Below are 25,517 nucleotides of genomic sequence, written 5' to 3' on the forward strand. Positions count from 1 at the left end.
GAAAAGATTCGTTTTGCATATGCAAAGCTAATGTGATCATTGCGCTTCCTTATCTGTTCATCGCTCATTAGCTTACAAGCAAATGATGAATCAAGGTATGGCAGCTCCACCAGAAGACACATAGCCTGCTCCATGCTAACGCTATCGGCCTTACTCTCAGCAGTCGGGTTCTGATCAGTTTTATCCGGCACTCACGTCAGGGTAGCCGATGGAAAATCCGCCGTCTTATGTGGACGACATGACGGACACAATCTGCATGTCGACGAATAGCTGCCTGTTAACTATCAATCACAGGATACGCTCATGACTCTCAGTTCCAGATTCGCCACACCGCTTATTGCACCATTCAACAAACGTTTCTTCCTGCATGCCATCGCCGGCATCAGTGCACTTGTCGTCGGCACGATGGCACTGGCTGCGCCTGCCGATACTTATCCGGATCGTCTGATTAAACTGGTCGTCCCCTTCCCGGCTGGTGGGCCTACCGATATCGTGGCCCGTCCTCTTGCGCATGACCTGTCGGTGCAACTGAAACAAACCGTCGTCATTGAAAACAAAGGCGGCGCAGGTGGCGCGATAGCAGCGGACTCGGTAGCGAAGTCGCCAGCGGATGGCTATACCCTGCTGGTCGGCACCGTCGGCACGCAGGCCATCAATGCCGCCTTGTACAAAAAATTGTCATACGATCCTGCGGTTGACTTCACCCCATTGGGCGTCGTCGCGGCAGCACCTGTCGCTATTGTCGTCAATGCGAAATCGCCGTACCAGACGCTGGGTGAACTGGTCGCTGCGGCCAAGAAGAAACCTGCCGGCATCACCTTCGGCTCGGCGGGTAACGGTACGCCCGGACACTTGACGGGTGAAATGTTCTCGACCGCAGCAGGTATTAAATTCGCACATATTCCTTATCGTGGCAGCGCACCAGCCGTAACCGACTTGTTGGGACAACAAATCGAAGTCATGTTCGATCCGGTGCAATCGGTCTTGCCGCATATCCAGTCCGGCAAGCTGCGCGTACTCGCCATCAGCGGTGCACAACGTTCACCTGTATTGCCACAAGTGCCGACCGTAGCGGAATCCGGCTACAAGCAATTTGAAGCAGAAGCATGGTGGGCGATTTACGCGCCAGCCAATCTGCCAGCATCGATTGCCAGCCAGCTCAGCAAAAACATCGCCGAGATCGTCGCTTCTGCATCCTTCCGTGACCGCCTCAGCAGCCTGGGTGTAACACCTGTTTCTATTCCACCTGGCCCGTATGCCAAATTCGGGCGCAACGAATTGGAAAAATGGGGCAAGGCAGTACACGAGTCTGGCGCACAGATCGACTGAGTGATATAGCAAACGCAAGTAGCAAAGAAAGTACTGAATGAAACTGAATGCAGAAGAAAAATCCATCCTGGCAGGTGAACAGGGACGTGTGCCGCAACTAGCCTTGCAACACCAGATCGCTGTCGGCGATTTCTTTGGCGCGCAAGACTTCGTCCCGGTGAGCCAGGCGCACATCATGGCCGATACAGAAAGTCTCGGCCAGGCCGGTGTGATCTGGCTGGAGAAACTGGGCGAGATCACCGAAGGTCAACGCCAGGTCAGAATACCGACCATCACCGATCCGCGCGGTACCGACTTTGCCAAATCATCGGTACTCAAGCAGGACGGCTGGATGCTGGATCTCGAACAACGTGCGATCGATGCTTTCGTCAAACTCGGCGTCTCAATGACGGATACCTGCATCAACTATCAGACCATCGCTGCACCGACACGCGGCGAACACGTCGCCTTCGGCGATACCGGCGTGGTGATTTATTCGAACTCGGTATGCGGTGCACGCTCCAATTTTGAAGGCGGCCCGTCCGCCCTCGCCGCCGGCCTGACCGGTCGCACGCCACGCTATGGCTTCCATCTGGATAGTCAACGCCAGGCAACACTGCGCATACGCGTGAACTGGACGCCGCAAACCCTGAACGACTGGGGTGCGCTCGGTGGAGTGATCGGACGCTTGTCGGCCAACTACTGGACTGTGCCCGTCGTCGAAGGGCTGGAAGGTGCACCAACTTCGGATCAGCTCAAACACTTTGGCGCGGCAATGGCCAGCTTCGGCTCCAGCGCGCTCTACCATCTGGTTGGCATTACACCGGAAGCCTACCGACTCGAAGATGTAGGCGGCGATAAGTTGCCGGTCGCACATCGCGTCGGCGAAGCTGAAGTCAAGGCGTTGCAAACTGCTTATGCGGTGACAGATGAAATCGACGTCGTCGTGTTTTCCGCGCCGCAACTCAGCCTGTACGAGTTGCGCGAGATCGCCAAGCTATGCGACGGCAAGCAATTCATCAAACCGATGCTGGCAGTGACCAGTCCGCAAGTCAAACCGGATGCAGATCGCATGGGCTTCACCGCGCGCATCGAAGCGGCAGGCGGGCAAGTCTTGTCCGGCATGTGCTTCTACCAGTCGTACGCACGCGAAATGGCTGATGCCAACGGCTGGAAACGCCTCGCGACGAATAGCGCGAAGCTGGTCAACATCCTCGGCGGCTATGGTTATGTGCCTATGCTCGCCTCGATGCAACGCTGCATAGACGCAGCAGTAACCGGGAAATTGAAATGATAGAACTCATCGCGCGTCACGCGATCGGTGAAAAAGTAAGCGGTGCGACATTGGTCGCCAATGATGGCTTCTCGGCGCGCTATGACCTGGATCGCATCAACGGTACCTTCTCGCGTCCGGCGCACAAACTAGCCGGCTTGTCCTATGTCGGCAAGATCCTGGTGCTGGATACGGCCAAGGGCGGCGTCGCCAGTGCCTGGATGCTGCACGAGATGGCTTCGCGCAACAAAATGCCGCTGGCCATCGTCTTCAACACGGTCAATCCCATCCTGGTGCAAGGTGCGGCCTTTGGTGGCCTGACCATGCTGGCTGGCTTTGATGTCGATGTCACCGCGACCATTCCAAATGGTGCGACGGTAGAAATCGACCCTCTGCGCAAGTCATTAAAGGTACTGGCTTAAGCAGAACCGGTCTGCTGAAAATCCACCTGCACAGTGGTCCCGATTGCAGAATCACTGTGTAGTTGCAGCGTGTCCTTGACGCGCTGTTGACGGACTGCCGGCGGCATTTCCGAAGAAGGTCGATGGATCAGTGCGTACAGGTGTGCCCTTGAATGGCGTAATACCGCGACCAGCGATACGGTCATCTTCAAAGTACTTATAGCCCAACGTTACATGGGTGTTAGGCGCGATGCGCATCAACACGGTCAGATCGATGCCTTTACGCTTAATCGATACGCCATTGCGATAGCTGTCCGAATCTTCATACATACCGTTCAGGCGGAAGCTGAGGTTTTCCGACATCAGTTGATGGATATCGACGGTAGCACGGCAATTGCGGTTCGAATCCAGGGCCACGGATGCATCACGGATAACTGTGTTTGCACCTGTACATCAGCCGACATTGCGACCCGACCCTGCTGCAACCAAGAAGACTGCAAATAAAAATGGGCCCTGCAGAATTTCTGGAGAGCCCATATACAACATTCAGTTAAGCTATCACATCCGCTTAAAACTCTTCCCAATCCTTGCTGGCTTGCATAGACGGGCTATTCGCTGCGGTTTTAACAGGCAGCAATTTAGGCTTGGATGTAGACTGCACTGCCGGCGCGGCGATAGATGGCGCGGCCTGCCTTAATGCTGACTGCCCTGCTTCCAGACGGAACACGCTGACGATCTGTGCCAGATTGGCCGCCTGATCCTGCAGTGATTCCGCTGCGGCCGCTGCCTCTTCCACCAACGCTGCATTTTGCTGTGTTACCTGATCCATCTGTCCGATAGCCTGGTTTACCTGCTCAATACCCGCGCTCTGTTCCTGGCTGGCCGCCATGATCTCGGACATGACGTCGGTTACTTTGCGCACGCTGCCGACCACTTCATCCATGGTCGCACCTGCTTCTGCCACCAGCTTGCCACCGGCATCGACCTTCTCTACCGAGTCACCGATCAATTGCTTGATTTCTTTAGCTGCACTTGCCGAACGATGTGCCAGGCTGCGCACTTCAGATGCGACCACTGCAAAACCGCGTCCCTGTTCACCAGCACGCGCTGCTTCGACTGCCGCGTTCAACGCCAGAATATTAGTCTGGAAAGCTATGCCGTCAATCACGCCAATGATGTCGACGATCTTCTTGGCAGATGCATCGATAGCACCCATGGTTTCTACGACTTGTGCAACGACCACACCGCCTTTGGAAGCGACGTCAGCCGCCGACATCGCCATTTGATTCGCTTGCCGCGCGTTTTCCACGTTCTGGCGCACGGTCGAGGTCAGCTCTTCCATCGATGAAGCGGTCTCTTCCAATGAGCTGGCTTGCTCTTCTGTGCGTGACGAGAGATCCAGGTTGCCGGTTGCAATCTGGCTGGATGCCGTCGCGATGGTGTCAGTACCGATCCGTACGTTACCGACGATGGATACCAGGCTGTCGCGCATAGTCTTCATTGCAAATAAGAGACTGCTCTTGTCATTGCCCTTGAGCTGAATGTTGCCGGTCAGGTCGCCGTCAGCGATACGGGACGCAATTTCTGCCGCATAGCCAGGCTCGCCACCCAGTTGCTTATTGATATTACGTGTGATCAGCAAGCCCAGCGAGATACCTGCAATCACGCTACATCCAACCAGTACCAGCATCATGGTCAATGCAGATTCATAGGACACTGTGGATTGCGCGGATGCGATTTGCGCGTTGGCTTCCTTTTGTTTCGACAACTCAGTCAGCATCTCATCCAGCAGATTGGCGCTGATGCGCGTTTGTACCAGCACCTCGCTCAACTCACTGCTACGTTCGTGCAGTTTTTCCTTTGCTCCAAGTTCCAGCCCTTTAAACACCTGAGCCTCGTATTCTTTTACGATGGTTTCGTATTTGGCTAAAATTTCCTTGCCTTTTTCACTGTAGAAAAGATTCTTTGCTTTTTGTATCTGCGCATCCGCAGCGACCATGTATCGTTTAATGTTGTTCAGATTGGTGTTACGGTCTTCCTGCGTGGTAGACAGCAGGAAGTTGGCACGTGCGCGGCCAATGTAAATCAGATTGATATTGGCTTCCTTGATCGCCGACACGCCCAACAGCTCAACTTCATACATCTTGGTAGCAAGGGTATTGATCTTGCTCATGTTGTAAATACCGATGCCGGCAACGATGGCTCCGAGCACCGAGACGCTTAAAAATCCGATGATGAGCTTGGTTCCCACTTTCATATTGCTAAACATATTGTTCTTTTTCCTTGCTTCAGTTTGAAATGATTTGCCCAGCCGAACGCAAGCAATGTGAGTTCACTCACATTAGCTAATGCCTGCTTTGGGTAGTAAGGCGGGGGTACTAGGCTGCGATCTTGTCCGGCACTGAGATTTGCTCAGCTTCCATGAACAGATCTATATCGAGCAATATCACCATCCGCTCGTCTACGGCACCCATGCCCCTGATGTAATCACTGGAGAACAGCGTGCCGAACTCGGGGACTGGCTTGATCTGATCTGCGGAAAAAGTCGTGACGTCTGATACGCCGTCGACCACCATGCCTATTACCTTGCTGCCGACGTTGAGGATGATGACAACCGTCAAGGCATCGTATGTAGGCGCCCCGAGTTGCAGCTTGATACGCAAATCTATGATGGGAACGATGGTTCCGCGCAGATTGACAACACCTTTGATGTAATCCGGACTATTGGCTATGGTTGTGACTGGATCATAGCCACGGATTTCCTGTACGTTGAGAATGTCTATGCCGTACTCTTCATTGCCTAATTTAAAAATAAGTACTTCAGATGAGCCTGATATAGCTCGCTCCTTTTTCATGAATAATTCCCTAACGCTAATTGGATGTAGATGTAAAAACTCCTCAGCGTTTGCGACGCACGAACGACTTCAAAAATCGCGTGTCACGCCCATCTGAAAAATTAAAAGTTGCATCTGTCGGCCAACAAATCAGGGGTAAATATACGTTAAAAAGCTTACTCAAATATTACTTTTCGGCAATGTTACTGACATGTCAATCGCATGACAGGCAAGGTTCTGCGACGAGTTTGGCCTGGGCACAGCACGTATAAGCAGAAGTAATTCAAACGCGCTTTCCGCTTAGAGGATGTGGATATGGCTATCGAACCTACAGTGCTTGCTCCAGGCATTCCATCGACCATTCTTCGCAACTCGGTCTATCTGGACGCGCTTCAGCCCGAACTACGGGTGGACATCATAGTCCGCCGGTGAAGGCGACTAATGCATAAGTTGTAGCCGCTCGGTATGCAGCAATGATGGTTGAAAGTCCGCTGGTAGTTTATGGCCTCAATGTTTGAGCCAGTCTCGCTGCGTCTTTGGCCGGAGGTTGCCCAAACTGGCGGGAGTACTCTCTGCTGAACTGGGTCGAACTCTGATAACCGACTTCATAGGCCGCTGCTGTAACACTGTAGCCTGCAGAAATGAGCAAAGTGCGCGCTTTTAGCAGGCGAATTTGCTTTTGATATTGAACCGGGCTTAGCGCCGTGACTGATTTAAAGTGACGATGAAATGCAGATATGCTCATAGCAGCACTATCCGCCAAATCATCCACACGCAAGGGCTCGGCGTAATCGCGGCGAATCATTTGAATGGCCAGATTAACCTTAGCCAAAGCAGTATCTGGCAGAGCAATGTCACGCAGCATCCATCCCATAGGCCCCTCTATAACGCGATAGAGAATTTCACGTTCATAAGCGGGGGCCAGCGCCGCAATATCATTCGGATGGTTCATCAGTCGAAGCATACGAACCCATGCGTCGAGCAGTTCTGGCGTCACCCTGGCAACAGAAAACCCTGATGAATCATCAATCTTCTTTACAGTATTAGGCAGGTCGGCAAGGAGATTCGCAATGATGCCCGAGTCCAAGGTCAGACTTACTGCGAGATAGGGGTCACCATTATCTGCTGGACGAACCACACCTGCAGCTGGGAGGTCTACCGACATAACAAAATAGGTTGATGGGTCATACTGCAAGGTTCGCCCACCCACAGTCATTAACTTACTACCTCGCAGAATGAGATTAATCATCGGGTCGTAGACTGCTGCAAGCTCGTGTTCCGGGATGCTCCCTTGCGCCATCGCTACACGGGGAATGCCAGTTTCGGTACGTCGGTTTTGCGCATGTGCCGCTAACGCACGCAACTCATTCAGTTGATTATCCATGCTGCGATTAGACATCAGCTAAAAACAGTAAGCAATCGAAAAGCAGGATTAGGCAGGTTTAAGGCGTGAATTGGCATGCCCAGCTCAACGCCAATATATATCGTAGAGGCTCTTATAAAAGCTTATCGGAGCCTCTTAATGAACGTTGTTGTCATCACTGGCGGGAGCCGTGGAATCGGAGCAAGTACGGCACTGGAATGCGCTCGTCGCGGATTGGGTGTCATCCTCACCTACAACAGCCAGTCAACGAAGGCTGACGAAATTGTGAATCAGATTTACGACCTAGGCGGCAAGGCGGTTGCTTTGAAGCTAGATGTGAGTGATACAAACTCATTTTTAGCGTTTCGTAATGACGTCGAAAAATGCCTGGACACTGTTTGGAACAGCAAGCAACTTGTCGGTCTGGTTAATAACGCTGGTTATGGTCTATTCAATCTGATTGAGAGCGTCACGGAAGAACAGTTCGATGGACTGATGAATGTCCACTTAAAAGGCCCATTCTTCCTTACCCAAAAGCTGTTGCCGTTAATGAAGGAAGGCGCCAGTATCGTCAATCTAACAAGCGCAACTACACGTGTCGCTTTCTCTGGAGTCGCACCATACGCCGCCTTTAAGGGGGGCTTGAATGTGCTTACCAGATACATGGCAAAGGAATTTGGCGAACGCCGTATCCGCGTTAATGCCGTTTCTCCTGGCGCGATTCGAACTGAGCTGGGCGGAGGGCTAAATGATGAATTCGAGACTCTCTTGGCATCCCAAACTGCTCTGGGGCGGGTTGGAGAACCAGAGGAAGTAGCGAAGGTAATCGTCAGTCTTTTAACAGAAGACAATGGCTGGATAAATGCACAAACCATCGAAGTCGCTGGCGGCTTCAATATTTGATACTGAACGGAGAACCTTATGTTGGACCATGTATTCCTATCGGTAAGCGATATTGACCGCTCTGTCGCGTTTTACACGACTGTCCTTGCACCACTTGGTGTAACGACTCGACTCGATTACGACGGCAAAGATGGACCACCCGGACATCCGGACCTCAAGGGATTTGGCGCTAACGGTCGCATGTCCTTTTGGTTACGACTAGGTGTAGTGGACGGTCGTGCCGCGCACATCGGATTTCTCGCGCGCAGCGAAGCTGCCGTCAATGAAGCCTACGCGGCAGCCATGGTATCGGGTGGCAGCAACAATGGCGAGCCTGGATTCAGGCTGCACTATGACCCGCGTTATTACGCAGCAAATGTACTGGACCCTGATGGGTACAGCTTGGAATTCGTATACAAAAATTGGCAGGTATAGGCATGGACACTTTACTTATTTACGGCGCGACCGGTTACACCGGTCGCATGGCATCCCGATATGCTGCCGCTGAAGGCGCGCTTGGGCAATAACACTATTTTGCAAGTTAGTAATGGATAAGCATATAATTGAGAACACTTCTCAATTGCGGAAACCAATCCGCTCAGGTGCCTAATATGCCAGCGGCTTCCGACCCTCGTTTAGACTCAGTCAAAACGCTCTACAGCGACCATCATGGATGGTTGCACGGATGGCTGCGCAGAAAACTAGGTTGTCACGATATGGCCGCCGATCTCGCCCACGAAACATTTCTCAAACTGCTGGCAGGACAGATCGCGACGGCCGGACTGCGTGAACCACGCGCCTTTTTGACCACCCTAGCAAGCCGCTTGCTAATCGACCTTACACGCCATCAGAAAATTGAACAGGCTTACCTGGCCGAGTTAGCGCTTGTTATGGAAAGCGCAGATTGTGCACCAACCCCGGAATCGATTCTTATGGCAATCCAGGCACTGAAGCAATTTTCGGATGTCCTGGAAGATATGCCACCGAAAGTCCGGGAAGCATTTGTTCTTCATTACATTGACGAACGTTCACAGCCTGATATTTCAAAGCAACTGGGCGTCTCTGTCCGCATGGTGCAAAAATATCTGGCCCAGGCATTAGTGAAGTGCCATTCGATTATTTCGCAATAGATTGTTGAAGCAGCCATGACCACCCCCTCAATTCCTGGCGACATTCAGGAAGAAGCAGCTAGCTGGGTTGTGCGGCTGAGTTACGGCTCGCCCTCTGAACGTCAACAGGCGCAAGCAGAATTCAATGAGTGGAAAGCAATAAATCCGCTTCATGAGGCAGCGGCGGCAAGCATGCAGGAAGTTATTACAAGGTTGACGGCTGTACGGTCTGTAGCCGCAGGCAATGCCGCACCAATCCAGGCTGCTTTGAGGGCTGGCAATCTCTCGGTTAAAAGAAAGCGTCGCAAGCTGATTGTCGCCACATTGGTATTGGCTACTGCGTTCTCGGCAATAAGCTGGATGACCTTACACACGTACACGCCATCCTATTTAACTGCGGATATACGCAGCACGACGGGAGAATGGGCCAACCACACGCTTGCGGACGGGTCACGCATCGTGTTGAAGAATACCAGCGCGATCAATCTGGCGTTCGACACGGATCGACGACTGCTGACGCTTGTCAAGGGCCAAGTCCTGATCCAGGTCGCGCCCGATAGCAGCAGGCCATTCTATGTCGAGACGCCGGATGGCGACATTCGAGCACTGGGTACGCGATTTATCGTTGATAGGCAAAGAGACGGAACGGTCGTATCGATGCTGGAGTCATCCGTAGCGATCAGAACTGCTGAGCAGCGCGAGCGCAGTGGTCAGAGCAGCACTGTCCTTCACGCCGGCCAGCAGGTACGCATAGAGACTCAATCCATCGGTGATATCAAAAATATCGAAATCGATAGCATTGAAGCCGCATGGAAGAATCATCAGGTGGTGGCGCATAACCGTCCACTCGTCGAAATACTGGATGAAATCAATCGTCATCGTCCAGGACAAATTTTTTATGATCGTAAAGCGCTGGCGCATATCACGATGGGAGCCGTGCTGCCTCTGGATAACACCGATCAGGCACTTCAGCTTCTGGCAAACAGCTTGCCGGCCCTGCGCATCAGAACAATGTCACCCTACCTGGTATTTGTCGATATTCATCCTGACCTCGCTTCGCCAACAGCCAAATAATTATTTTTTGCTTTTTAGTTCGTGTTTTACGGTTTCGTACGTCATGTCTTCCATGAATGACGAAAAACGGACCGCCAAGCAACAAGCAATCTGCCCTAGCCAGTTGCCGTTCTCGCCTTGTTTGCCATCCATGGCCCGAACCGTAACCTAAGGAAGTAGGATGTATTCTCAACACGCACGAACTGCCAGCAGTCACCGACTTACCCAAATCACCATTGCAATCCACCTCATCTGCGCGAGTATGGCTACTGTCATTTGCACCTCTCCGGCGAGCGCTCAATCTGCCAAAGCACAGTACAACATTCCGGCTGGACCGCTAAGTGAAGCGCTCAGCCGCTTTGCACAACAGGCTGGAGTAGCGATTTCCTTTGATGCGGGCATCCTGAAAGGCATTCAGACCGAAGGACTGCAAGGAAGCTATGCAGTCGATGAAGGATTCAGCCACCTCCTTCGTCAAACCGGATATGCGGTAGGCCGAACAGCAGCTGGCTATGTACTACAAGTGCTTCCATCGACTCAACACACCCCTGCTATTCAGATTGATGCAGTGCTGCCTGCCATTCAAGTTTCCGGCTCCCACCTTGAAAATCCGGCCGGTCCGATGCACGGCTATGTCGCCACACGTGCTAACACAGGAACCAAGACTAACACCGCCCTCATTGAGATACCGCAATCCATCAGCATCGTCACGCGCGACCAAATGGATGCACAAAATGTCCAGACAGTGGGCGAAGCATTGCGCTATACAGCTGGCGTGATTGCTGACTCCAATGGCCCAGATCCTCGATCAGACAATCTTGTTATACGTGGCTTAAGCTCGAACGGCAGCGAGTCTTATCGCGATGGATTGAGATCTTTCGCTTTCAATAATCAGGGTGGGACCGTAATGGAAACATATGGTCTGGAACGCATTGAAGTAATGCGCGGCCCCTCTTCCATTCTGTATGGTCAAGGGGGTGCGGGCGGTATTGTTAACTACGTAACGAAGCGTCCCACTGCAGAAACCCTTCGGGAGCTTCAGATGCAGCTTGGAACATATGGCCGAAAACAGCTGGCAGGCGACTTCAGTGGGAAACTTAGCGAAGATGGGCGATGGACTTATCGCCTCACTGCATTGGCGAGAGAAAGCGACACCTTCATCGATTATGTGAATGATGATAGAAGCTATATTGCACCGGCACTTACCTGGAAGCCCAATGCCGACACCTCATTGACCCTGCTTGCCGATTATCAAATGAATCGCAGCGGCCAGGGATATCAGGCACTACCGCGTATCGGCACGCTCGTTTCTAATGCAAACGGCCAGATCCCGACTAATCGATTTTTAGGTGAGCCGGGTTTTGACAAACACAATCAGGAACGCAAATCCATCGGCTATCTATTCGAACATCGCTTCAATGAGCAGCTAAGCTTTCGACAAAATGCGCGCTATCAAGAAATAGATACCAATGCCAACTACATCTATATGAATTCCTTGCGCGCCGGTAATCGTACGGTAGGTCGAAGAGCTTCCAGCAATCAGGAACACATCACCAATGCATCGATTGACAACCAGCTACAGTTGAATTGGCAACATGGGAAAGTCGAACACACCACCCTTTTTGGTTTCGATTTTCAAAACATGGACAATGAATTCACTCGCTACCTGAGTCCGAACAATGCGGTTGCAGACCTTAACCTTTACAACCCTGTTTATGGCTTGCCTTTACCTGCCTTGCCGATGACCGGCAAGCAAACGCAACATCTACGACAATCAGGCGTCTACCTTCAGGATCAGATCAAAATCGACAAAACCTGGGTAGCAACACTGGGGCTTCGTCACGACTCCACTGAGCAAAAAACCAATAATCTTCTCAACGGCAGCAATACCAGACAGAAAGACAGCGCAACAACAGGCAGGGTCGGACTGGTGTATCTCGCGCCCATGGGATTTGCACCATATATCAGCTATAGCGAATCATTCATGCCAGTAGTCGGAACGACCTTTGGCGGCGCGCAATTCAAGCCTGAAAATGGCAAGCAAAAAGAAATAGGATTGCGCTACCAACCTACCGCTAGCAGTGTCTCTATCACTGCATCGATTTATGATCTGACCCGTCAAAACCTTACCACCACAGATCTGGCAAATCCGGGATTCAGAAGTCAACGGGGTGAAGTCCAATCAAAAGGATTTGAACTGGAAGCCAAAGCCAGTTTGGCTCGCAACTGGGACATCATTGCCAGTTACGCATATGGGAAAGTAAAGCTGACGCAGAACAATGATGGTACGCAAGGCAATCGGCTTGGAGATACCCCGCAAACCACTGCCAGCGGGTGGTTGCAATATACAGTGACGGATGGTGGCTTAAGCGGATTAGCGATCGCCCTGGGCGTCCGATACGTTGGGACACGTTATTTCAATGACGCAAATACGCAGTTACTTCCCGCATATACATTAAGCGATATGGCTGTGCACTATGACCTGGCACGCCTCGGTTCCGGCTGGAAGGGCTGGAACGTCGCTCTGAATGTCAGCAATATCTTTGACAAAACGTATATCGCTTCATGCGGCTATACGGGTGACGCCTGTAAATACGGCTACAGAAGAACTGGTGCTGCCACTATGACTTATCGATGGTGACGCACCTGATTTCAGGGATATTCAAAACTTCCATTTTGCTATCTAATATTGCTTTTTAAAAACATGACGCAAATCGGTTCGCTGTACGCACTACCCGCTTTGATCCCTGACTCGTTGCCCGACCATTTGCATGCAAGCAGCGTACTTGCAGTCTTGCAGTATATAAACACCCACATACCTGGAGATTGCTTTATGAACCGCAGCTTTAAATCTGTCTTTAATCTTCGCATCGACGCTTGGCAATTCGCCTCGGAAAAAGTACGCAATGCAGGCAAGACTGGTAGTAAGGCCAACAAACCCCTTTTGGCAATGGTACTCGGACTGTCCACAGGAACAGTCATGGCGCAGGCAACTATCGACGGCGGCACTTCACAGAACGTTTCCGGCACTCAATGGGATACAGGTGGCACTCTTGTTGTTGGTAGAAATTCAACCGGCCAGCTCTACGTCGAAAATGGCGGAGAAGTAAGCAATACCAATTCGTATATCGGACTTTTTACGGGCAGCAGGGGTGATGTGTTTGTTAACGGCCCAAGCTCCCGCTGGACCACCACTGGCACTCTTGAGATAGGCTACGAGGGACAGGCAGTCCTCGTGATAGAAAATGGCGGAACCGTCATCAATACCGGCGGAACCGGATTCGCGGCAGACAGCAGCAGTATGGCCCAATTAAATCTCAATGGCAGCAGCAGTGCTCGTGGAATGCTTTCTACGACTTATCTTTTTAGAGGACTTGGCGCTGCGTTATTTCAATGGAATGGCGGCGTCCTGCAAGCGCGAAGCAATGAAACCGAATTCCTGCCCAACTTCGTCAATGGCGATATAGAAATCGGGAGCCAGGGCGCGTACTTCGATACACAAGCCTATAACGTTGGCATGCAAACTGCAGGTGTCCTGGCTGGTGTGGGCGGCCTGACCAAATTAGGCAGTGGCACGCTCACCATCGCCGGCGGCAATACTTATTCCGGCAATACCACCGTATCATCAGGCACGCTGAAGTTCGATAGCTACACACAATCTGCAAGTCAAACGCTGGGTATAGGTGTAACGAATCACGGCAACTACGGCAAACTGAATGTCACCGGTACCGCAACCTTCAATACCAATGCCAAGCTCCACGTTGAAGTGGCATCCGTACCAACACTGGCAAACGGAGCAATCCTGTCGGATGTCATCCGCGCTGGCACCCTGAATACCCATGGATTTACTGTCACGGATAACTCGGCACTCTTCAATTTCGAAACCATAGAGAACGCTAATTCTGTTGATTTGAGGGTCGGCGTCAGCAGTTCGAACGGGATTCTTGATGCAGTCAATGGACATCGTCATTGGTCAGCTGCGGGCGCAGCAAAGGTTCTCGATACCCAGGTAAGCAATGGTGCGACCGGCGATATGGGTACTGTAGTTACCGCCCTGGGTCAACTATCGAATAATCGTGATTTGTCACGTGCTGCTACACAGACGCTTCCTCTTATCTCCGGTAATCAGGCTATTCAGGGTACTCTGTCTACTTTTCAAAAATTGGTGCAAAACCGAAACGGCATGAGTGCAGGAGCAAGTGGTTTATCATCCGGTGATGCGCTCTCAAATAAAAACGGCTGGGGAAAAATATTCGGTTCACGAGCAGAACAGGATGACCGAGGCGGTGCATCTGGCTTCAAGGCTGATACATGGGGTCTGGCACTGGGGGGCGATGCAGAAGTCGCACCGGGTGCGCGATTCGGTGTGGCGTATGCTTATGCGAAAACCTCTGTCGAAGGCAACACTAACATAAGCGGTTCAGCACAAAATGCCAATATTGATTCGCATATTCTTTCTGCTTACGGCAGCAAAGACATTGGAGGTAATCGTACATTCTCCTTCCAGGCTGACGTAGGTGTGAGCCAAAACAAGAGTACGCGTTATATCGATTTCGGTGGTTTGAACCGTACCGCACGTGCTGACTATCGTACTTACAGTACACATATTGGTGCAGCCATCTCGCAAAACTTTGACCTGGATTCAAAGACAACGCTGACACCAGCGCTGCGTGCCGATTACACCTGGCTCAAATCGCAAGGCTATAACGAGAGCGGCGCCGATGCATTGAACCTGGGCGTTGCCTCGAATCGTACTGATGCTTTCGTGATTGGTGCCGATACGTTTCTGCAGCATCGTTTCTCGGACGTCTCCAGACTGGATGCCAACCTTGGTGTTGGATACGACGCTATCAATGAGACTGGCAACATCCTGGCAACTTACGCAGGAGCGCCAGGGCAATCATTCATGACAACGGGCATAGACCATTCGCCATGGCTGGTGCGTGGCGGTATCGGCTACAGCGCAATAGTAGCAAACGGTACTGAAGTATCCTTCCGTTATGACGCCGAAGGCCGATCAGACTATTTAAATCACACCGCTTCGGCTCGAGCAAAGTGGGCATTCTGATATTAGTCTCCCCAAAAAAGGCGACCTGCTGGTCGCCTTTTTTCTTCTCCGGCTGTCGGCTTTCGAGCAAAGTGGCAGGTTCAACCAGCTAAATCAGCGCCTTAATATTGAGAGAAAATACTCTGGCCTTCCCTGCTCGTCTCCAGCATCTTTATATCTCGGATAGTTGTATGGGTTTGATTTGCTCGCAGAGTTGACCCTCTCTAACTGATCCCCCTTCCACTGTCTGGCGAAGGCTGCGACCCGGTCACAGGCCCCTTCATATCCCAACGCGCACAAGTCGATGTGTTTCTGTTTCAAAGTACGTCGTTGCTTGCGTGACTTCGTCGCCTCGGTCTTTATCCACGCTGAAAGCTTGAACGTGTATTTGTCGGGAGAAGTCGGGGAACGTCGATCAGCATAGGCTGACTCGACAGCATCAGCGCGTAGATAGCGCCGGACGGTATTTCGAGAGATACCCAGTCGTTTGGATATCTCCCTTAAAGACACGTGGTCACGAAGGTGCCAGCGCCGAACAATTCCAAGTAATGCCACCTCGATCACTCTAATCTCCCACTCACTTTGGTAAGCAGGATTGTGTTCTAAACGTGAGTCAGTTTTCGATGCAAATCAACAAAGAACGATTAAAAAACACTTATATAGACAGATAACATACCTAAATCATTGATTTTAAAAAAACTTAATACCTAGCGAGATGCACTCAGCATTCTTTCCACATAACGCGCGATCAAATCAATCTCCAGGTTTACCTTGCTGCCCACCTTGAGATGCTTGAGCGTCGTGACCTGCACCGTATGTGGAATCAGGTTGACCGAGAAAGTACATGCATCTGCACTATCGGCCACGGTATTCACCGTCAGCGATACGCCATTGATGACGATAGAACCTTTGACAGCAATGAACTTGCCCAATTCTTTAGGTGCAGCGACCGCCAGCAACCACGACTCGCCGACCGGTTCAAACTTGCTGACCGTGCCGAGTCCGTCAACGTGGCCGGAAACCAGATGACCGCCCAGGCGTTCCGACAGGGTCACTGCTTTTTCCAGGTTCACTTCACCGATTGCATCCAGCCCTGCGGTACAGTTCAGGCTCTCGCGTGAGACATCGACATCAAACTGCTTGTCGGTTTTAGCAACAACTGTCATGCACGCACCGTTCAATGTGATCGAATCGCCGAGCGCAACGTCGGCCAGAGGCAGGCCGCCGGCATCAACGGTCAGGCGGTGCCCTGCATCGGCATCGCCGAGCGGGGTAATGTGGGTGATGTTGCCGATGGCAGCGACGATTCCAGTAAACATGATGGCGATAACTATGAGTTAGATGAAACGGGCAAGGATACGCAAATCGGCGCCGATCTGCTTGACCTCATGGAAAGTTAAGTTTTTCTTATGCTCCAGCGACTCCAGCGCTGGCAGGTTGAACATGCGTTGCGCATCGCCCAGCAGCGTCGGTGCCAGGTAGACCAGCAACTCATCGACACAGCCTTCGCGTATCAACGAGCCATTCAATTTGAAACCTGCCTCTACGTGCAATTCATTAATCTGACGTCGCCCCAGTTCCTGCATCAGGGCTGCCAGATCGACCTTGCCACTGGCATTGGCCAGGACGAGCACTTCATGCCCTAGATCACGCAGCGGCTTTTCTTTTTCCGGATTAGATTGTGCTGCCACGATCAGAGTACCGCCGCCGCTCAAGACACGCGCGTGCTGGCTGATCTGCAGCTGGCTGTCGATCACGATGCGTTGCGGCTGACGTGGCGTATCGATGGCGCGCACATTCAATTGCGGATCGTCTTCCATCACGGTACCGATACCGGTCAGGATGGCACAGGCACGCGCACGCCAGTAATGACCGTCGGCACGCGCTTCGTCGCCGGTAATCCACTGGCTAATACCGTTATGCAGGGCCGTCATTCCATCCAGGCTGGCGGCACTCTTCATGCGTACCCAGGGCTTGCCACGCTGCATGCGTGACAGGAAGCCGATATTCATCTCGCGTGCTTCCTGCTCCAGCACACCACATGTGACTTGTATGCCCGCCGCTTCCAGTCGCGCCAAACCCTGCCCTGATACCAGCGGATTTGGGTCGGCAATGGCGGCCACGACCCGGCCTACCCGCGCGCGTATCAGTGCATCAGCACAAGGCGGTGTGCGACCGTGATGACTACATGGTTCCAGCGTGACATAGACGGTGGAACCGCTGACATCAAAGCCACGGTCCGCCGCATCGTTCAGCGCCTGCACTTCAGCATGTGCATGTCCGACCGGCTGCGTATAACCGCTGCCGATGACCTTGTTTTCCTTGACGATAACGCAACCCACGCGCGGATTGGGCGTGGTGGTGAACATGCCTTTGGCGGCCAGTTCCAGTGCCAGGCGTATGCCTTGTACGTCGCTATGAATTTCCACGAGAATCTTTACTGTTAATGTCTGTATATCTGCTGCAGCATGCACTGCGCCTGTCAGCAGCTGATCTTGTCTTTCAGCGGATCGCATGTGCGTGGCCGTCCCAGGAAATTGATCACGACCTTGCGTTTATACGGCCCCAGTTCCAGCAGCCAGTGCCCGGACTGCGCGACCTGCCTGCCAGCATTGCCATGGCTACGGCCGGTACCGCTGTATGCGACATATTGTACTTTTGAATCAGTAAACCGTGGCGTGATCTGCAAATCGGCTATTTTCACGGCATGGGTGTGCAGTACGGTTTCGTGGCTGTCCGGTCGCTGATTATTGTTTTCGTCTATGAATACGAGCCAGCCGTGCTTCCAGTCCATATTATCCAGCGGTACCAGATCGACACGTCGTCCACGATGGATAGCTTCGGAGCGCGCCAGATTGACAGCCATAAACAAGGCATTGGAAGCCGTGCGCAGGCGCTGACCCTGGATAAAATGCTGAAATACAGGCACGGCGCTCGCCAGCAGGATGCAGACTATCGCCAGTACTACCAGCAACTCAACGATAGAATATCCGTTGCGGTGGCGGCAGTTCCTGCAAGCATCACCAGCAATCATCTGCATCTGCCGTCTTTTCGCCGCGACTGTTGATACTTAAGATGCCGCAGCGCGAATCACGGTAATTCGCATTAACACGCACTGTACCGGGCAGCGCTATCAGGCGTATACAATGCCCGATGCCATCCTCATCACATGCTTGCGCATTGATTTCATAGGAGCTGGTTAGACTCGAGGAACCTGAAAACCATAGCATTCCATGTACCTGTCCTTCCTGCTCGTCGGAAGAAAACGCCAGGTAGCGCGTATGCACCGAGTAGTAACGCTCCTGTTGCTGCATCAGCGTCATCAAGGCTGCACGTCCTTCCGCCCGCTTGCCCTTCACCACAGCATGCTGATAGGACTGCACAGCCCACCCGGCCAGCAGCACCATAATGAATAAGGCGATCAATACTTCTATCAACGTAAATCCGCTATGCAAACGCATCTCCACCTCCCGGCTTTAATTTCCTGCGTTATTCAGCTCCGGCCCATTAATCATTTCGCGCCAGCTTAGACGCCCCGTAGCTATGGATGACTGCTCTCCAGATAAGGCCGCTGCCAGCTGCTTTCTATAAACGCTTTGCAATACCACCTGCGTGCTGACGCGTGCACCGTAGCCTATGGCAGTGATTCTGTAAAAGTAAGCAGGCTTGCCAGTCAATAAACTCACCTTTTGATCCAAAATTAGTTCAATGGCATAACGTGGTGCGACTACTGGCAAAGCAGCAACGCCAGTCACAAACTGATTTCCGGTAAAGCGACCATAAGGCACCGTATCGCACAAGCCCGGATAAACATAGTTTGCTGCGCTGGCGCACTCCTCTTGATCCGGCAACGGGAAGTCCAACTCACTCTGCCGAGCAAAAATATGGCGACGGGAATTAGCCGCATCAGGAGAGTGCTCGATAGTGATCTCTGCATCCAGCAAAGCAGCCTCTGCCGCCTGGAAAGCGATATGTCTATCCCTGTCGTTGCGTGCAGCCTTCTCACTCTGCAAGGCTATTTGTGCCGCTGCGAGCCCCAGCATAAGTATCAGCAACAGCATCACCAGCACAGTGATCAAGGTCGTCCCGGTCTGAGCACCCTTTCCTTGCCACATGGGCTGCTTAGATACCGTCTGCTGCGCCGCCATTGCGCAACTGTATGGTTTGCGTAAATACCTTGCGTATCCGTTTGCGTTCGCTAACCGGCATATCTTGCTCGTTGATATGCACTCCAATATCGTCAGCGTTCTGATAGGCTGCATCAAATAAGTGATACGCCATCTTCGCGTCCTCATCACGTGCCGCCTGCGCACTCCTGACCAGTATCGATACTTTGACAGCGCGCACTTTCTTCCAGTGCGTCCGCTGCTGGCGGTCGGCCAGCCACGCTATAGCATTCTCTCCATTCAGCGGAATTACATCATCCATGGCCTCGACATCGCTCGCATTGATATAGCGATCGACGACTCCATTGTCATCAGCATCCAACCCATACAAAACCTGGAACGACTCTATGCCACGCGCAATCGCATCTGCATTCCAGCCGCGCCTGGAGCGATACTTACAACGTAGTTCAGGCTCACCCGTCCTGTCCCTGCCTACAAAAAACATGCTCCATGCATCTTCATCCTTATCAACTGACGTCACCGTCATCCCGGCGCAATTAAACATTGCTTCATCACTGGCGTAAGACAAGGCCAGCACATCGCTACCGTTCACAACCGTGGACGACGCTGCGGCATCCAGACCTGCCGTCGTTCGCTTGAGGCTGCTCGCATCCATGCCGATCACATGCGGATGAATATCTGTGGTGCTGCTGGCTGCATCCAGTTTTTTGTATCCAGCCTGTCGTATCGCACGTGCCAGCATCTCCATCGCATAACGTCCTGTTTCCTGAACCTGCGCATACTGATCTTGCGCCAGATAGGCAGCCTGGTTCGATGCCAATAATCCGGTCGCGAGCAAAGTGATGAACAACCCTATGGTCATGGCAACCATCAGCTCCGTGATGCTTAGTCCGCGTTGATGTGAGAATGATTTCATGGCTAGCGAAGTGCGACAGGTAGTACCAGTACCGGAGGAAAATCGCTGTCTGCTGCGTTCTGCTCAGGCCAGCCTATTTTGATAAAAATAAGCGGATTGGAATTCGCGCCACTGCTTTCGGTACAGTTCCATGTATATCGCCGCCTGCCCGCATCCCAAGGTTGCATATCGCGGCAAACCCGCACGCGTGCGGCAGGCAACTCTTTACTGACACGCTTTAGCCATAGTGCTATCTCAAACTGCGCGAGTTCCCCCGCATCGCAATTGACCTCCCGTCCATAGCAATTAATCGCCGGGTGATGGTAGGGAATTTGATAATCGATAGCCAGATAAGGATTGCTCATATCGCCCGATTGGATTTGGCGACTATGGCTACGTATGTGGTCAGCCATCTCAAGCGCGAGATGCAAGGCTGTCGTTTGAAAAGCAGACCAGCGAGATGTCTGCAAAGCGGTGAGCTGCATGCTGGCGGCACCGATTACACCAACCGTCAGCACAAATATCGAGATCAATACTTCGATCAGTGAAAAGCCATCTGCCGCAGAAGTCTTCATTTCTGTTCTCCGTGATACGAACAACATCTCGAAAATGAACCGACATTTTGTGAAGTTGATGCCTGACTTCGCATCCCATCAACATGGGAAATGATGACTACTGATGCGCGGAATCCTCCCGAAGAACAGGGGAAATTTACACATGGACATTATTTGAAAAAGTGATGCTTAAGAAAGATGAAGGTGGCTAGGCTACCGCCAGCGCAATCACACCCAGCGCAATAAAGATCGCACCTATCAGGCGTTCAGTCCGGTCGCCTTCTTTCAGTAAATGACCACCAATGATGGCGGCAAACAGCATGGACACTTCACGTGCCGGTGCCACATGTGACAAGGGCGCCAGCTTCACTGCATACAGCACCAGTACGTACGAGATGGGACTGATCGCGCCGACGATCAACGCATACTTCCACTGCTTCTTCCACAGCTCTGCTGCGGTAGCACGATCATGGAAGTAAGTCGGAGCCAGTACAGCGATGCGGACAAAATTACCGATGTAGTCGATCAGGATGGGTGACATCAGCATGAACTTGACTGCATAGCCGTCCACCACCGTGTAGCAGGCAATAAAAGCACCTGTCAGCAAACCGTAGAAGATACCGACATGCACGCGCTTGCGCTGTTCCGCATCCTTGGCCGCGAGGAAAAGCTTGGGGCCACCGGCAATCAGAAAGACGCCCAATACGACACCTGCTATGCCACCCGCACCCAGTGCCGATATCTGTTCACCCAGAAATAGCAAAGCCGCCATCGAAGACAGCAAAGGTCCGGAACCACGCGCCAATGGGTAAACAACTGTCAAATCAGCCTTGCGATAACCGCGCAGCAGCACGACGTAGTAAATGACGTGCAGTATTCCGCTCACCAGGATAACGACCCATTCCTTCCAGCCCCAGCCCGGCACCACATCCCATGCCAGCCACAAACCCAGCGGAGTCCATATCAGAGCCAGAAAGAGACTGGTGAACAAGGCGAAGCGTGCATCGCCACCCGCACGCTTGGCTACGATATTCCAGCCCGCATGAATGAAGCCGGCTGTGATCAGTAAAGCGAGTGCGGAAAATGACATTAAGGAATGTGAAGTGGAACGAAGACGACTGCTCAGGTATTTACATTGGCAAACGCCTGCCTGACATAGTCCGCAAGATGTTTGCTTTTAATTTCATCCGGGCTGTGGATCTTGATATGGCGACGTAGCTTACCCTTACCTTCCAACACCTGCCACGCATCCTGCAAATCGCAGCCGCGGCCAAATTCGATGGAGATGTGTTCGGCGTAGGCAAATACGCCGCAAAAGTCGAGCGGTGCTGCGAACATGAAGCCGCCATACATCACGCGCTCCATGGCTTGCTTCACTTCCTTCTGAATGACGCGCCGTGCCGCCACCACCAATTCATAACGCTCAGGATTAACCAGGCGTATATCGTTGAGCAGTTGTTCGACCCGGGCGTCAGTCATCTTATTTGGCAGGTTTGCGCTCGCGCCCGATCTCGGCAATCGCATCCTGGAACTCCGCCACGTCCTCAAAGCTCTTGTAAACAGATGCAAAGCGGATGTAAGCGATTTTGTCGAGGCGCTGCAATTCGCGCATGACCAGTTCACCGATCTGGCCGGAGATAACTTCGCGTTCGCCACTGGAGAGCAGCTTTTGTTCTATCCGATGGATGGCGGCATCGACGGCTTCAGCTGAAACCGGACGCTTGCGCAGAGCCAGTTGCAGGCTGCCCTGCAATTTCTTCGGATCGAAATCGGTACGGCTGCCATTTTTTTTGACCACGACCGGCATCGTCAATTCGACGCGTTCGTAGGTAGTGAAGCGTTTGTCGCAGCTGGTACAACGGCGGCGACGGCGTATGCTATCGCCCTCCTCAGAGACACGGGTGTCGAGGACTTGGGTATCGTCGTGCTGGCAAAAAGGACATTTCATCGCGGTGCCTGGCCTTATGGATCGTTACATCAGCAAAAATTTAACAATCGAATTTAATTATTATTAGCTAAAACTACCGTGTAAGTATCGGGATTACTTTCGTCTACATCCCAAAATGGCCCTGTCTGGATCAGTCATCCCGACAAGGCCATTCTGCAGCGCGCTTCATGTTGCCGAAGCTCGCCTTAGTTACTACAACAAACTTTATATCAAAACACTCAGCCGTAGACCGGGAAAGCGTCCGTCAGTTTTTTCACTTCCGCTTTGACGCGCTCTATGGTCGCCGCATCATTTGGATTTTCCAGCACGTCGGCGATCAGGTTACCGACTTTGGTCGCTTCCGCTTCCTTGAAACCACGGGTCGTCATGGCCGGGCTGCCAAGACGGATGCCGGAAGTGACGAATGGTTTTTCCGGATCGTTCGGAATCGCGTTCTTGTTGCAAGTGATGTGCGCGGAACCGAGCAGGTTTTCTGCATCTTTACCGGTGATCTTCTTCGCGCGCAGGTCAACCAGCATTACGTGCGATTCGGTGCGATGCGAAACGATGCGCAAGCCACGTGCGATCAATGCCTTCGCCAGTGCGTCAGCATTTTTCACGACTTGCTGCTGGTAGGTTTTGAATTCAGGTGCCAGTGCTTCCTTGAACGCAACTGCCTTACCGGCGATCACGTGCATCAGCGGGCCGCCTTGCAAGCCTGGGAAGATGGCCGAGTTGATGATCTTCTCGTGCTCTGCCTTCATCAGGATGAAGCCGCCGCGTGGGCCGCGCAATGATTTGTGCGTGGTCGAGGTGACGAAATCTGCGTAAGGAACCGGGTTCGGGTACTCACCTGCTGCGATCAGACCAGCGTAGTGCGCCATGTCGACCATGAAGTACGCGCCGATTTCCTTGGCGATTTTGGCGAAGCGTTCAAAGTCGATACGCAATGCATAAGCAGAAGCACCAGCGATGATCAGCTTGGGCTTATGCTCACGTGCCAGGCGTTCCATGGCTTCGTAATCGATTTCTTCCTTGTCGTTCAGGCCGTAGGAAATAACGTTGAACCATTTGCCGGACATGTTCAATGCCATGCCGTGTGTCAGGTGACCGCCTTCAGCCAGCGACATACCCATGATGGTGTCGCCCGGTTTCAGGACTGCCAGGAACACGCCCTGGTTGGCTTGCGAACCGGAGTTCGGTTGTACGTTGGCAGCATCGGCGCCGTACAGTTGTTTCAGGCGGTCGATCGCGAGTTGCTCAACGATATCGACATATTCGCAACCACCGTAGTAACGCTTGCCCGGATAACCTTCGGCGTATTTATTGGTCAGTTGCGTGCCTTGCGCTTCCATCACTGCAGGCGAAGTGTAGTTCTCGGATGCGATCAGCTCGATGTGTTCTTGCTGACGTGTATTTTCCTTCTGGATGGCCGACCACAGTTCTGCGTCTGTTTTTGCTAAGGTCTGGTCTTTTGAAAACATGAATCACTCCAATCGTTCAAAAAATGGGCAGGAAGCTAAATCGGGCAGGCCGTGACGAATCACGACATGCTAAATAACACTACCTGGGATCGAATGAGGAGGCCGAAAACGGAATGTGCAGGCAGCCTCAGTCGTACTCTCCATTCGGGCTACCCAGGCGCACGGCAATGAAATCTCACGCTTCACGGTGGGTAAGCCCACCTTACGACGTAATTTACCCAGAACAGCAGGAAAATCAGCCGGATTCGCCAGTCACGTGAGACGAAATGGTGCAAGGATTCTACGACAAGCGCCTGTTTTCGGCAAGCAGCGCCCTACTCAAATGCCGTGAATAAATGACAATATCCAGCCAGCCACGCCGACCACGGCAGCACTGATACAATTCCGCATCTGTCGCGCAGCCGTCATGCATAAGTGCAAGCTTTTGCACTCCCTCTGCGCCACCCACCCGCATCACGAATGGATAGCTGCACATATGAAAATCGCCACCTGGAACGTCAACTCCCTCAAAGTCCGCCTGCCGCAGGTCCTGCAATGGCTGACGGACAATCCGGTGGACGTGCTCTGCCTGCAGGAAACCAAGACCGTCGATGAAAAATTCCCGGCCGCTGAAATCGAAGCCGCCGGTTACCACGTCGTCTACACCGGACAAAAAACCTATAACGGCGTCGCCATCCTGTCGCGCCATCCGATTACAGATGTCGTCAAAAACAATCCGCTGTTTGAAGATGAACATCAGCGCATCATCATCGGCACCATACAAGGCGTGCGCATCATCTGCGCCTACATCCCGAATGGTCAGTCACTGGAATCGGACAAGTATCAATACAAGCTGCGCTGGCTGGCAGGCTTGCATGCATTGCTGGCGCAGGAATTGAAGCAACATGAAAACGTCGCGCTGCTCGGCGACTACAACATTGCGCCGGAAGACCGCGATGTACACGATCCGGTTGCATGGCAAGGCCAGGTACTGGTATCGGAACCGGAACGCGCTGCGTTTGTGCGCATGCAGGAAATGGGTTTCACCGATGCTTTCCGCATGTTTGAACAGCCTGAGAAACTGTATAGCTGGTGGGATTACCGCCAGATGGGCTTCCGCCTCAACCGTGGTTTGCGCATCGATCACATCCTGCTGTCACCTGCATTGACCAAACGTTGCACCGCCTGCGTGATCGACAAGGTACCGCGCAAATGGGAACAACCGTCCGACCACACTCCGGTCATCGCAACGCTGGATTAAAGCGCGAACGACCAGTTGCC

At 52.5% G+C, this 25,517-nt stretch carries 25 protein-coding genes, 1 pseudogene and 1 riboswitch; of the genes and pseudogenes, 10 read left to right on the plus strand and 16 right to left on the minus strand.

Going from position 1 to position 25,517, the window contains the following annotated elements:
- Positions 1-303 precede the first annotated feature (303 nt).
- Genes DBR37_RS15085 through DBR37_RS15095 form a run of 3 tightly spaced genes read left to right on the plus strand, consistent with a single transcriptional unit; the run spans position 304 to position 3,003 of the window.
- Positions 304-1,329, plus strand: a complete 1,026-nt coding sequence (locus tag DBR37_RS15085) for a tripartite tricarboxylate transporter substrate binding protein (RefSeq protein WP_124575294.1) — start codon at positions 304-306, stop codon at positions 1,327-1,329.
- Positions 1,330-1,366: 37 nt separating this feature from the next.
- Positions 1,367-2,602 (plus strand): aconitase X catalytic domain-containing protein, encoded by a 1,236-nt coding sequence (locus DBR37_RS15090; protein ID WP_124575295.1) that lies wholly within the window; start codon positions 1,367-1,369, stop codon positions 2,600-2,602.
- On the plus strand, positions 2,599-3,003 hold the full coding sequence (locus tag DBR37_RS15095) for an aconitase X swivel domain-containing protein (protein WP_124575296.1): 405 nt from the start codon (positions 2,599-2,601) through the stop codon (positions 3,001-3,003). Before DBR37_RS15090 ends, DBR37_RS15095 begins: the two co-directional genes overlap by 4 nt.
- A 51-nt stretch (positions 3,004-3,054) precedes the next feature.
- On the opposite strand, the gene DBR37_RS15100 is transcribed toward DBR37_RS15095, so the two are convergent.
- The 4 genes from DBR37_RS15100 to DBR37_RS15115 all read right to left on the minus strand — a co-directional run bounded on the left by DBR37_RS15100 (position 3,055) and on the right by DBR37_RS15115 (position 7,200).
- Entirely contained in the window at positions 3,055-3,399 is a 345-nt protein-coding gene (locus DBR37_RS15100) for a hypothetical protein (protein WP_124575297.1), read from the minus strand.
- 151 nt (positions 3,400-3,550) lie between these two features.
- Positions 3,551-5,251, minus strand: a complete 1,701-nt coding sequence (locus tag DBR37_RS17375) for a methyl-accepting chemotaxis protein (protein ID WP_124575298.1) — start codon at positions 5,249-5,251, stop codon at positions 3,551-3,553.
- A 109-nt stretch (positions 5,252-5,360) separates the two neighbouring features.
- Entirely contained in the window at positions 5,361-5,837 is a 477-nt protein-coding gene (locus DBR37_RS15110) for a chemotaxis protein CheW (RefSeq protein ID WP_124575299.1), read from the minus strand.
- A gap of 478 nt (positions 5,838-6,315) precedes the next feature.
- On the minus strand, positions 6,316-7,200 hold the full coding sequence (locus tag DBR37_RS15115) for an AraC family transcriptional regulator (protein ID WP_124575300.1): 885 nt from the start codon (positions 7,198-7,200) through the stop codon (positions 6,316-6,318).
- Positions 7,201-7,338: 138 nt separating this feature from the next.
- Between DBR37_RS15115 and DBR37_RS15120 the strand changes: the two genes are divergently transcribed.
- The 6 genes from DBR37_RS15120 (at position 7,339) to DBR37_RS15145 (ending at position 15,291) form a co-directional block, all read left to right on the plus strand.
- Positions 7,339-8,082, plus strand: a complete 744-nt coding sequence (locus tag DBR37_RS15120; RefSeq protein ID WP_124575301.1) for an SDR family NAD(P)-dependent oxidoreductase — start codon at positions 7,339-7,341, stop codon at positions 8,080-8,082.
- Between the two features lie 18 nt (positions 8,083-8,100).
- Entirely contained in the window at positions 8,101-8,496 is a 396-nt protein-coding gene (locus DBR37_RS15125; RefSeq protein WP_124575302.1) for a VOC family protein, read from the plus strand.
- 176 nt (positions 8,497-8,672) lie between these two features.
- Entirely contained in the window at positions 8,673-9,191 is a 519-nt protein-coding gene (locus tag DBR37_RS15130) for a sigma-70 family RNA polymerase sigma factor (protein ID WP_124575303.1), read from the plus strand.
- 15 nt (positions 9,192-9,206) lie between these two features.
- Positions 9,207-10,244 (plus strand): FecR domain-containing protein, encoded by a 1,038-nt coding sequence (locus tag DBR37_RS15135; RefSeq protein WP_124575304.1) that lies wholly within the window; start codon positions 9,207-9,209, stop codon positions 10,242-10,244.
- Between the two features lie 241 nt (positions 10,245-10,485).
- A complete protein-coding gene (locus DBR37_RS15140) occupies positions 10,486-12,864 on the plus strand; it encodes a TonB-dependent siderophore receptor (RefSeq protein WP_158610260.1) in 2,379 nt (792 codons plus the stop codon).
- 192 nt (positions 12,865-13,056) lie between these two features.
- Positions 13,057-15,291 carry an autotransporter domain-containing protein gene (locus DBR37_RS15145; protein WP_124575306.1) on the plus strand — a complete coding sequence of 745 codons (2,235 nt, stop codon included), beginning with the start codon at positions 13,057-13,059 and terminating at the stop codon, positions 15,289-15,291.
- A 180-nt stretch (positions 15,292-15,471) separates the two neighbouring features.
- On the opposite strand, the pseudogene DBR37_RS15150 reads toward DBR37_RS15145, so the two are convergent.
- The 12 genes and pseudogenes from DBR37_RS15150 to glyA form a co-directional block, all read right to left on the minus strand.
- Positions 15,472-15,834: pseudogene (locus tag DBR37_RS15150) on the minus strand (HTH domain-containing protein); the annotation flags it as partial.
- Positions 15,835-15,977: 143 nt separating this feature from the next.
- Positions 15,978-16,589 carry a riboflavin synthase gene (locus DBR37_RS15155; protein WP_124575307.1) on the minus strand — a complete coding sequence of 204 codons (612 nt, stop codon included), beginning with the start codon at positions 16,587-16,589 and terminating at the stop codon, positions 15,978-15,980.
- 18 nt (positions 16,590-16,607) lie between these two features.
- Entirely contained in the window at positions 16,608-17,699 is a 1,092-nt protein-coding gene (gene ribD / locus DBR37_RS15160) for a bifunctional diaminohydroxyphosphoribosylaminopyrimidine deaminase/5-amino-6-(5-phosphoribosylamino)uracil reductase RibD (RefSeq protein WP_124575308.1), read from the minus strand.
- Positions 17,700-17,752: 53 nt separating this feature from the next.
- On the minus strand, positions 17,753-18,310 hold the full coding sequence (locus tag DBR37_RS15165) for a GspH/FimT family pseudopilin (protein WP_233588395.1): 558 nt from the start codon (positions 18,308-18,310) through the stop codon (positions 17,753-17,755).
- Positions 18,291-18,731, minus strand: coding sequence for a type IV pilin protein (locus tag DBR37_RS15170; RefSeq protein WP_124575309.1), 441 nt, complete (start codon positions 18,729-18,731; stop codon positions 18,291-18,293). The genes DBR37_RS15165 and DBR37_RS15170 overlap by 20 nt, the downstream gene beginning before the upstream one ends.
- Positions 18,732-18,746: 15 nt before the next feature.
- On the minus strand, positions 18,747-19,385 hold the full coding sequence (locus tag DBR37_RS15175; RefSeq protein ID WP_124575310.1) for a PilX N-terminal domain-containing pilus assembly protein: 639 nt from the start codon (positions 19,383-19,385) through the stop codon (positions 18,747-18,749).
- Between the two features lie 7 nt (positions 19,386-19,392).
- Complete coding sequence (locus tag DBR37_RS15180; RefSeq protein ID WP_233588396.1) at positions 19,393-20,313, minus strand: PilW family protein; 921 nt, start codon at positions 20,311-20,313, stop codon at positions 19,393-19,395.
- Positions 20,314-20,315: 2 nt separating this feature from the next.
- Positions 20,316-20,894 carry a type IV pilus modification protein PilV gene (gene pilV, locus DBR37_RS15185; protein WP_124575311.1) on the minus strand — a complete coding sequence of 193 codons (579 nt, stop codon included), beginning with the start codon at positions 20,892-20,894 and terminating at the stop codon, positions 20,316-20,318.
- A gap of 160 nt (positions 20,895-21,054) precedes the next feature.
- Positions 21,055-21,936, minus strand: coding sequence for an EamA family transporter (locus DBR37_RS15190; RefSeq protein WP_124575312.1), 882 nt, complete (start codon positions 21,934-21,936; stop codon positions 21,055-21,057).
- A gap of 32 nt (positions 21,937-21,968) precedes the next feature.
- Positions 21,969-22,325, minus strand: a complete 357-nt coding sequence (locus DBR37_RS15195; RefSeq protein ID WP_124575313.1) for a DUF1801 domain-containing protein — start codon at positions 22,323-22,325, stop codon at positions 21,969-21,971.
- 1 nt (position 22,326) lies between these two features.
- On the minus strand, positions 22,327-22,794 hold the full coding sequence (gene nrdR, locus DBR37_RS15200) for a transcriptional regulator NrdR (RefSeq protein ID WP_124575314.1): 468 nt from the start codon (positions 22,792-22,794) through the stop codon (positions 22,327-22,329).
- 218 nt (positions 22,795-23,012) lie between these two features.
- Positions 23,013-24,257 carry a serine hydroxymethyltransferase gene (glyA, locus tag DBR37_RS15205; protein ID WP_124575315.1) on the minus strand — a complete coding sequence of 415 codons (1,245 nt, stop codon included), beginning with the start codon at positions 24,255-24,257 and terminating at the stop codon, positions 23,013-23,015.
- A gap of 144 nt (positions 24,258-24,401) precedes the next feature.
- A riboswitch (ZMP/ZTP riboswitch) is annotated at positions 24,402-24,523 on the minus strand.
- Between the two features lie 209 nt (positions 24,524-24,732).
- Between glyA and xth the strand changes: the two genes are divergently transcribed.
- The gene (gene xth, locus DBR37_RS15210; RefSeq protein WP_124575316.1) at positions 24,733-25,497 is read left to right on the plus strand and encodes an exodeoxyribonuclease III; all 765 of its coding nucleotides are present in this window, start codon (positions 24,733-24,735) and stop codon (positions 25,495-25,497) included.
- Positions 25,498-25,517: the final 20 nt, after the last annotated feature.

Origin of the sequence: Herminiimonas sp. KBW02 (assembly GCF_003852535.1) — a bacterium.
Taxonomy (GTDB): domain Bacteria; phylum Pseudomonadota; class Gammaproteobacteria; order Burkholderiales; family Burkholderiaceae_D; genus Oxalicibacterium.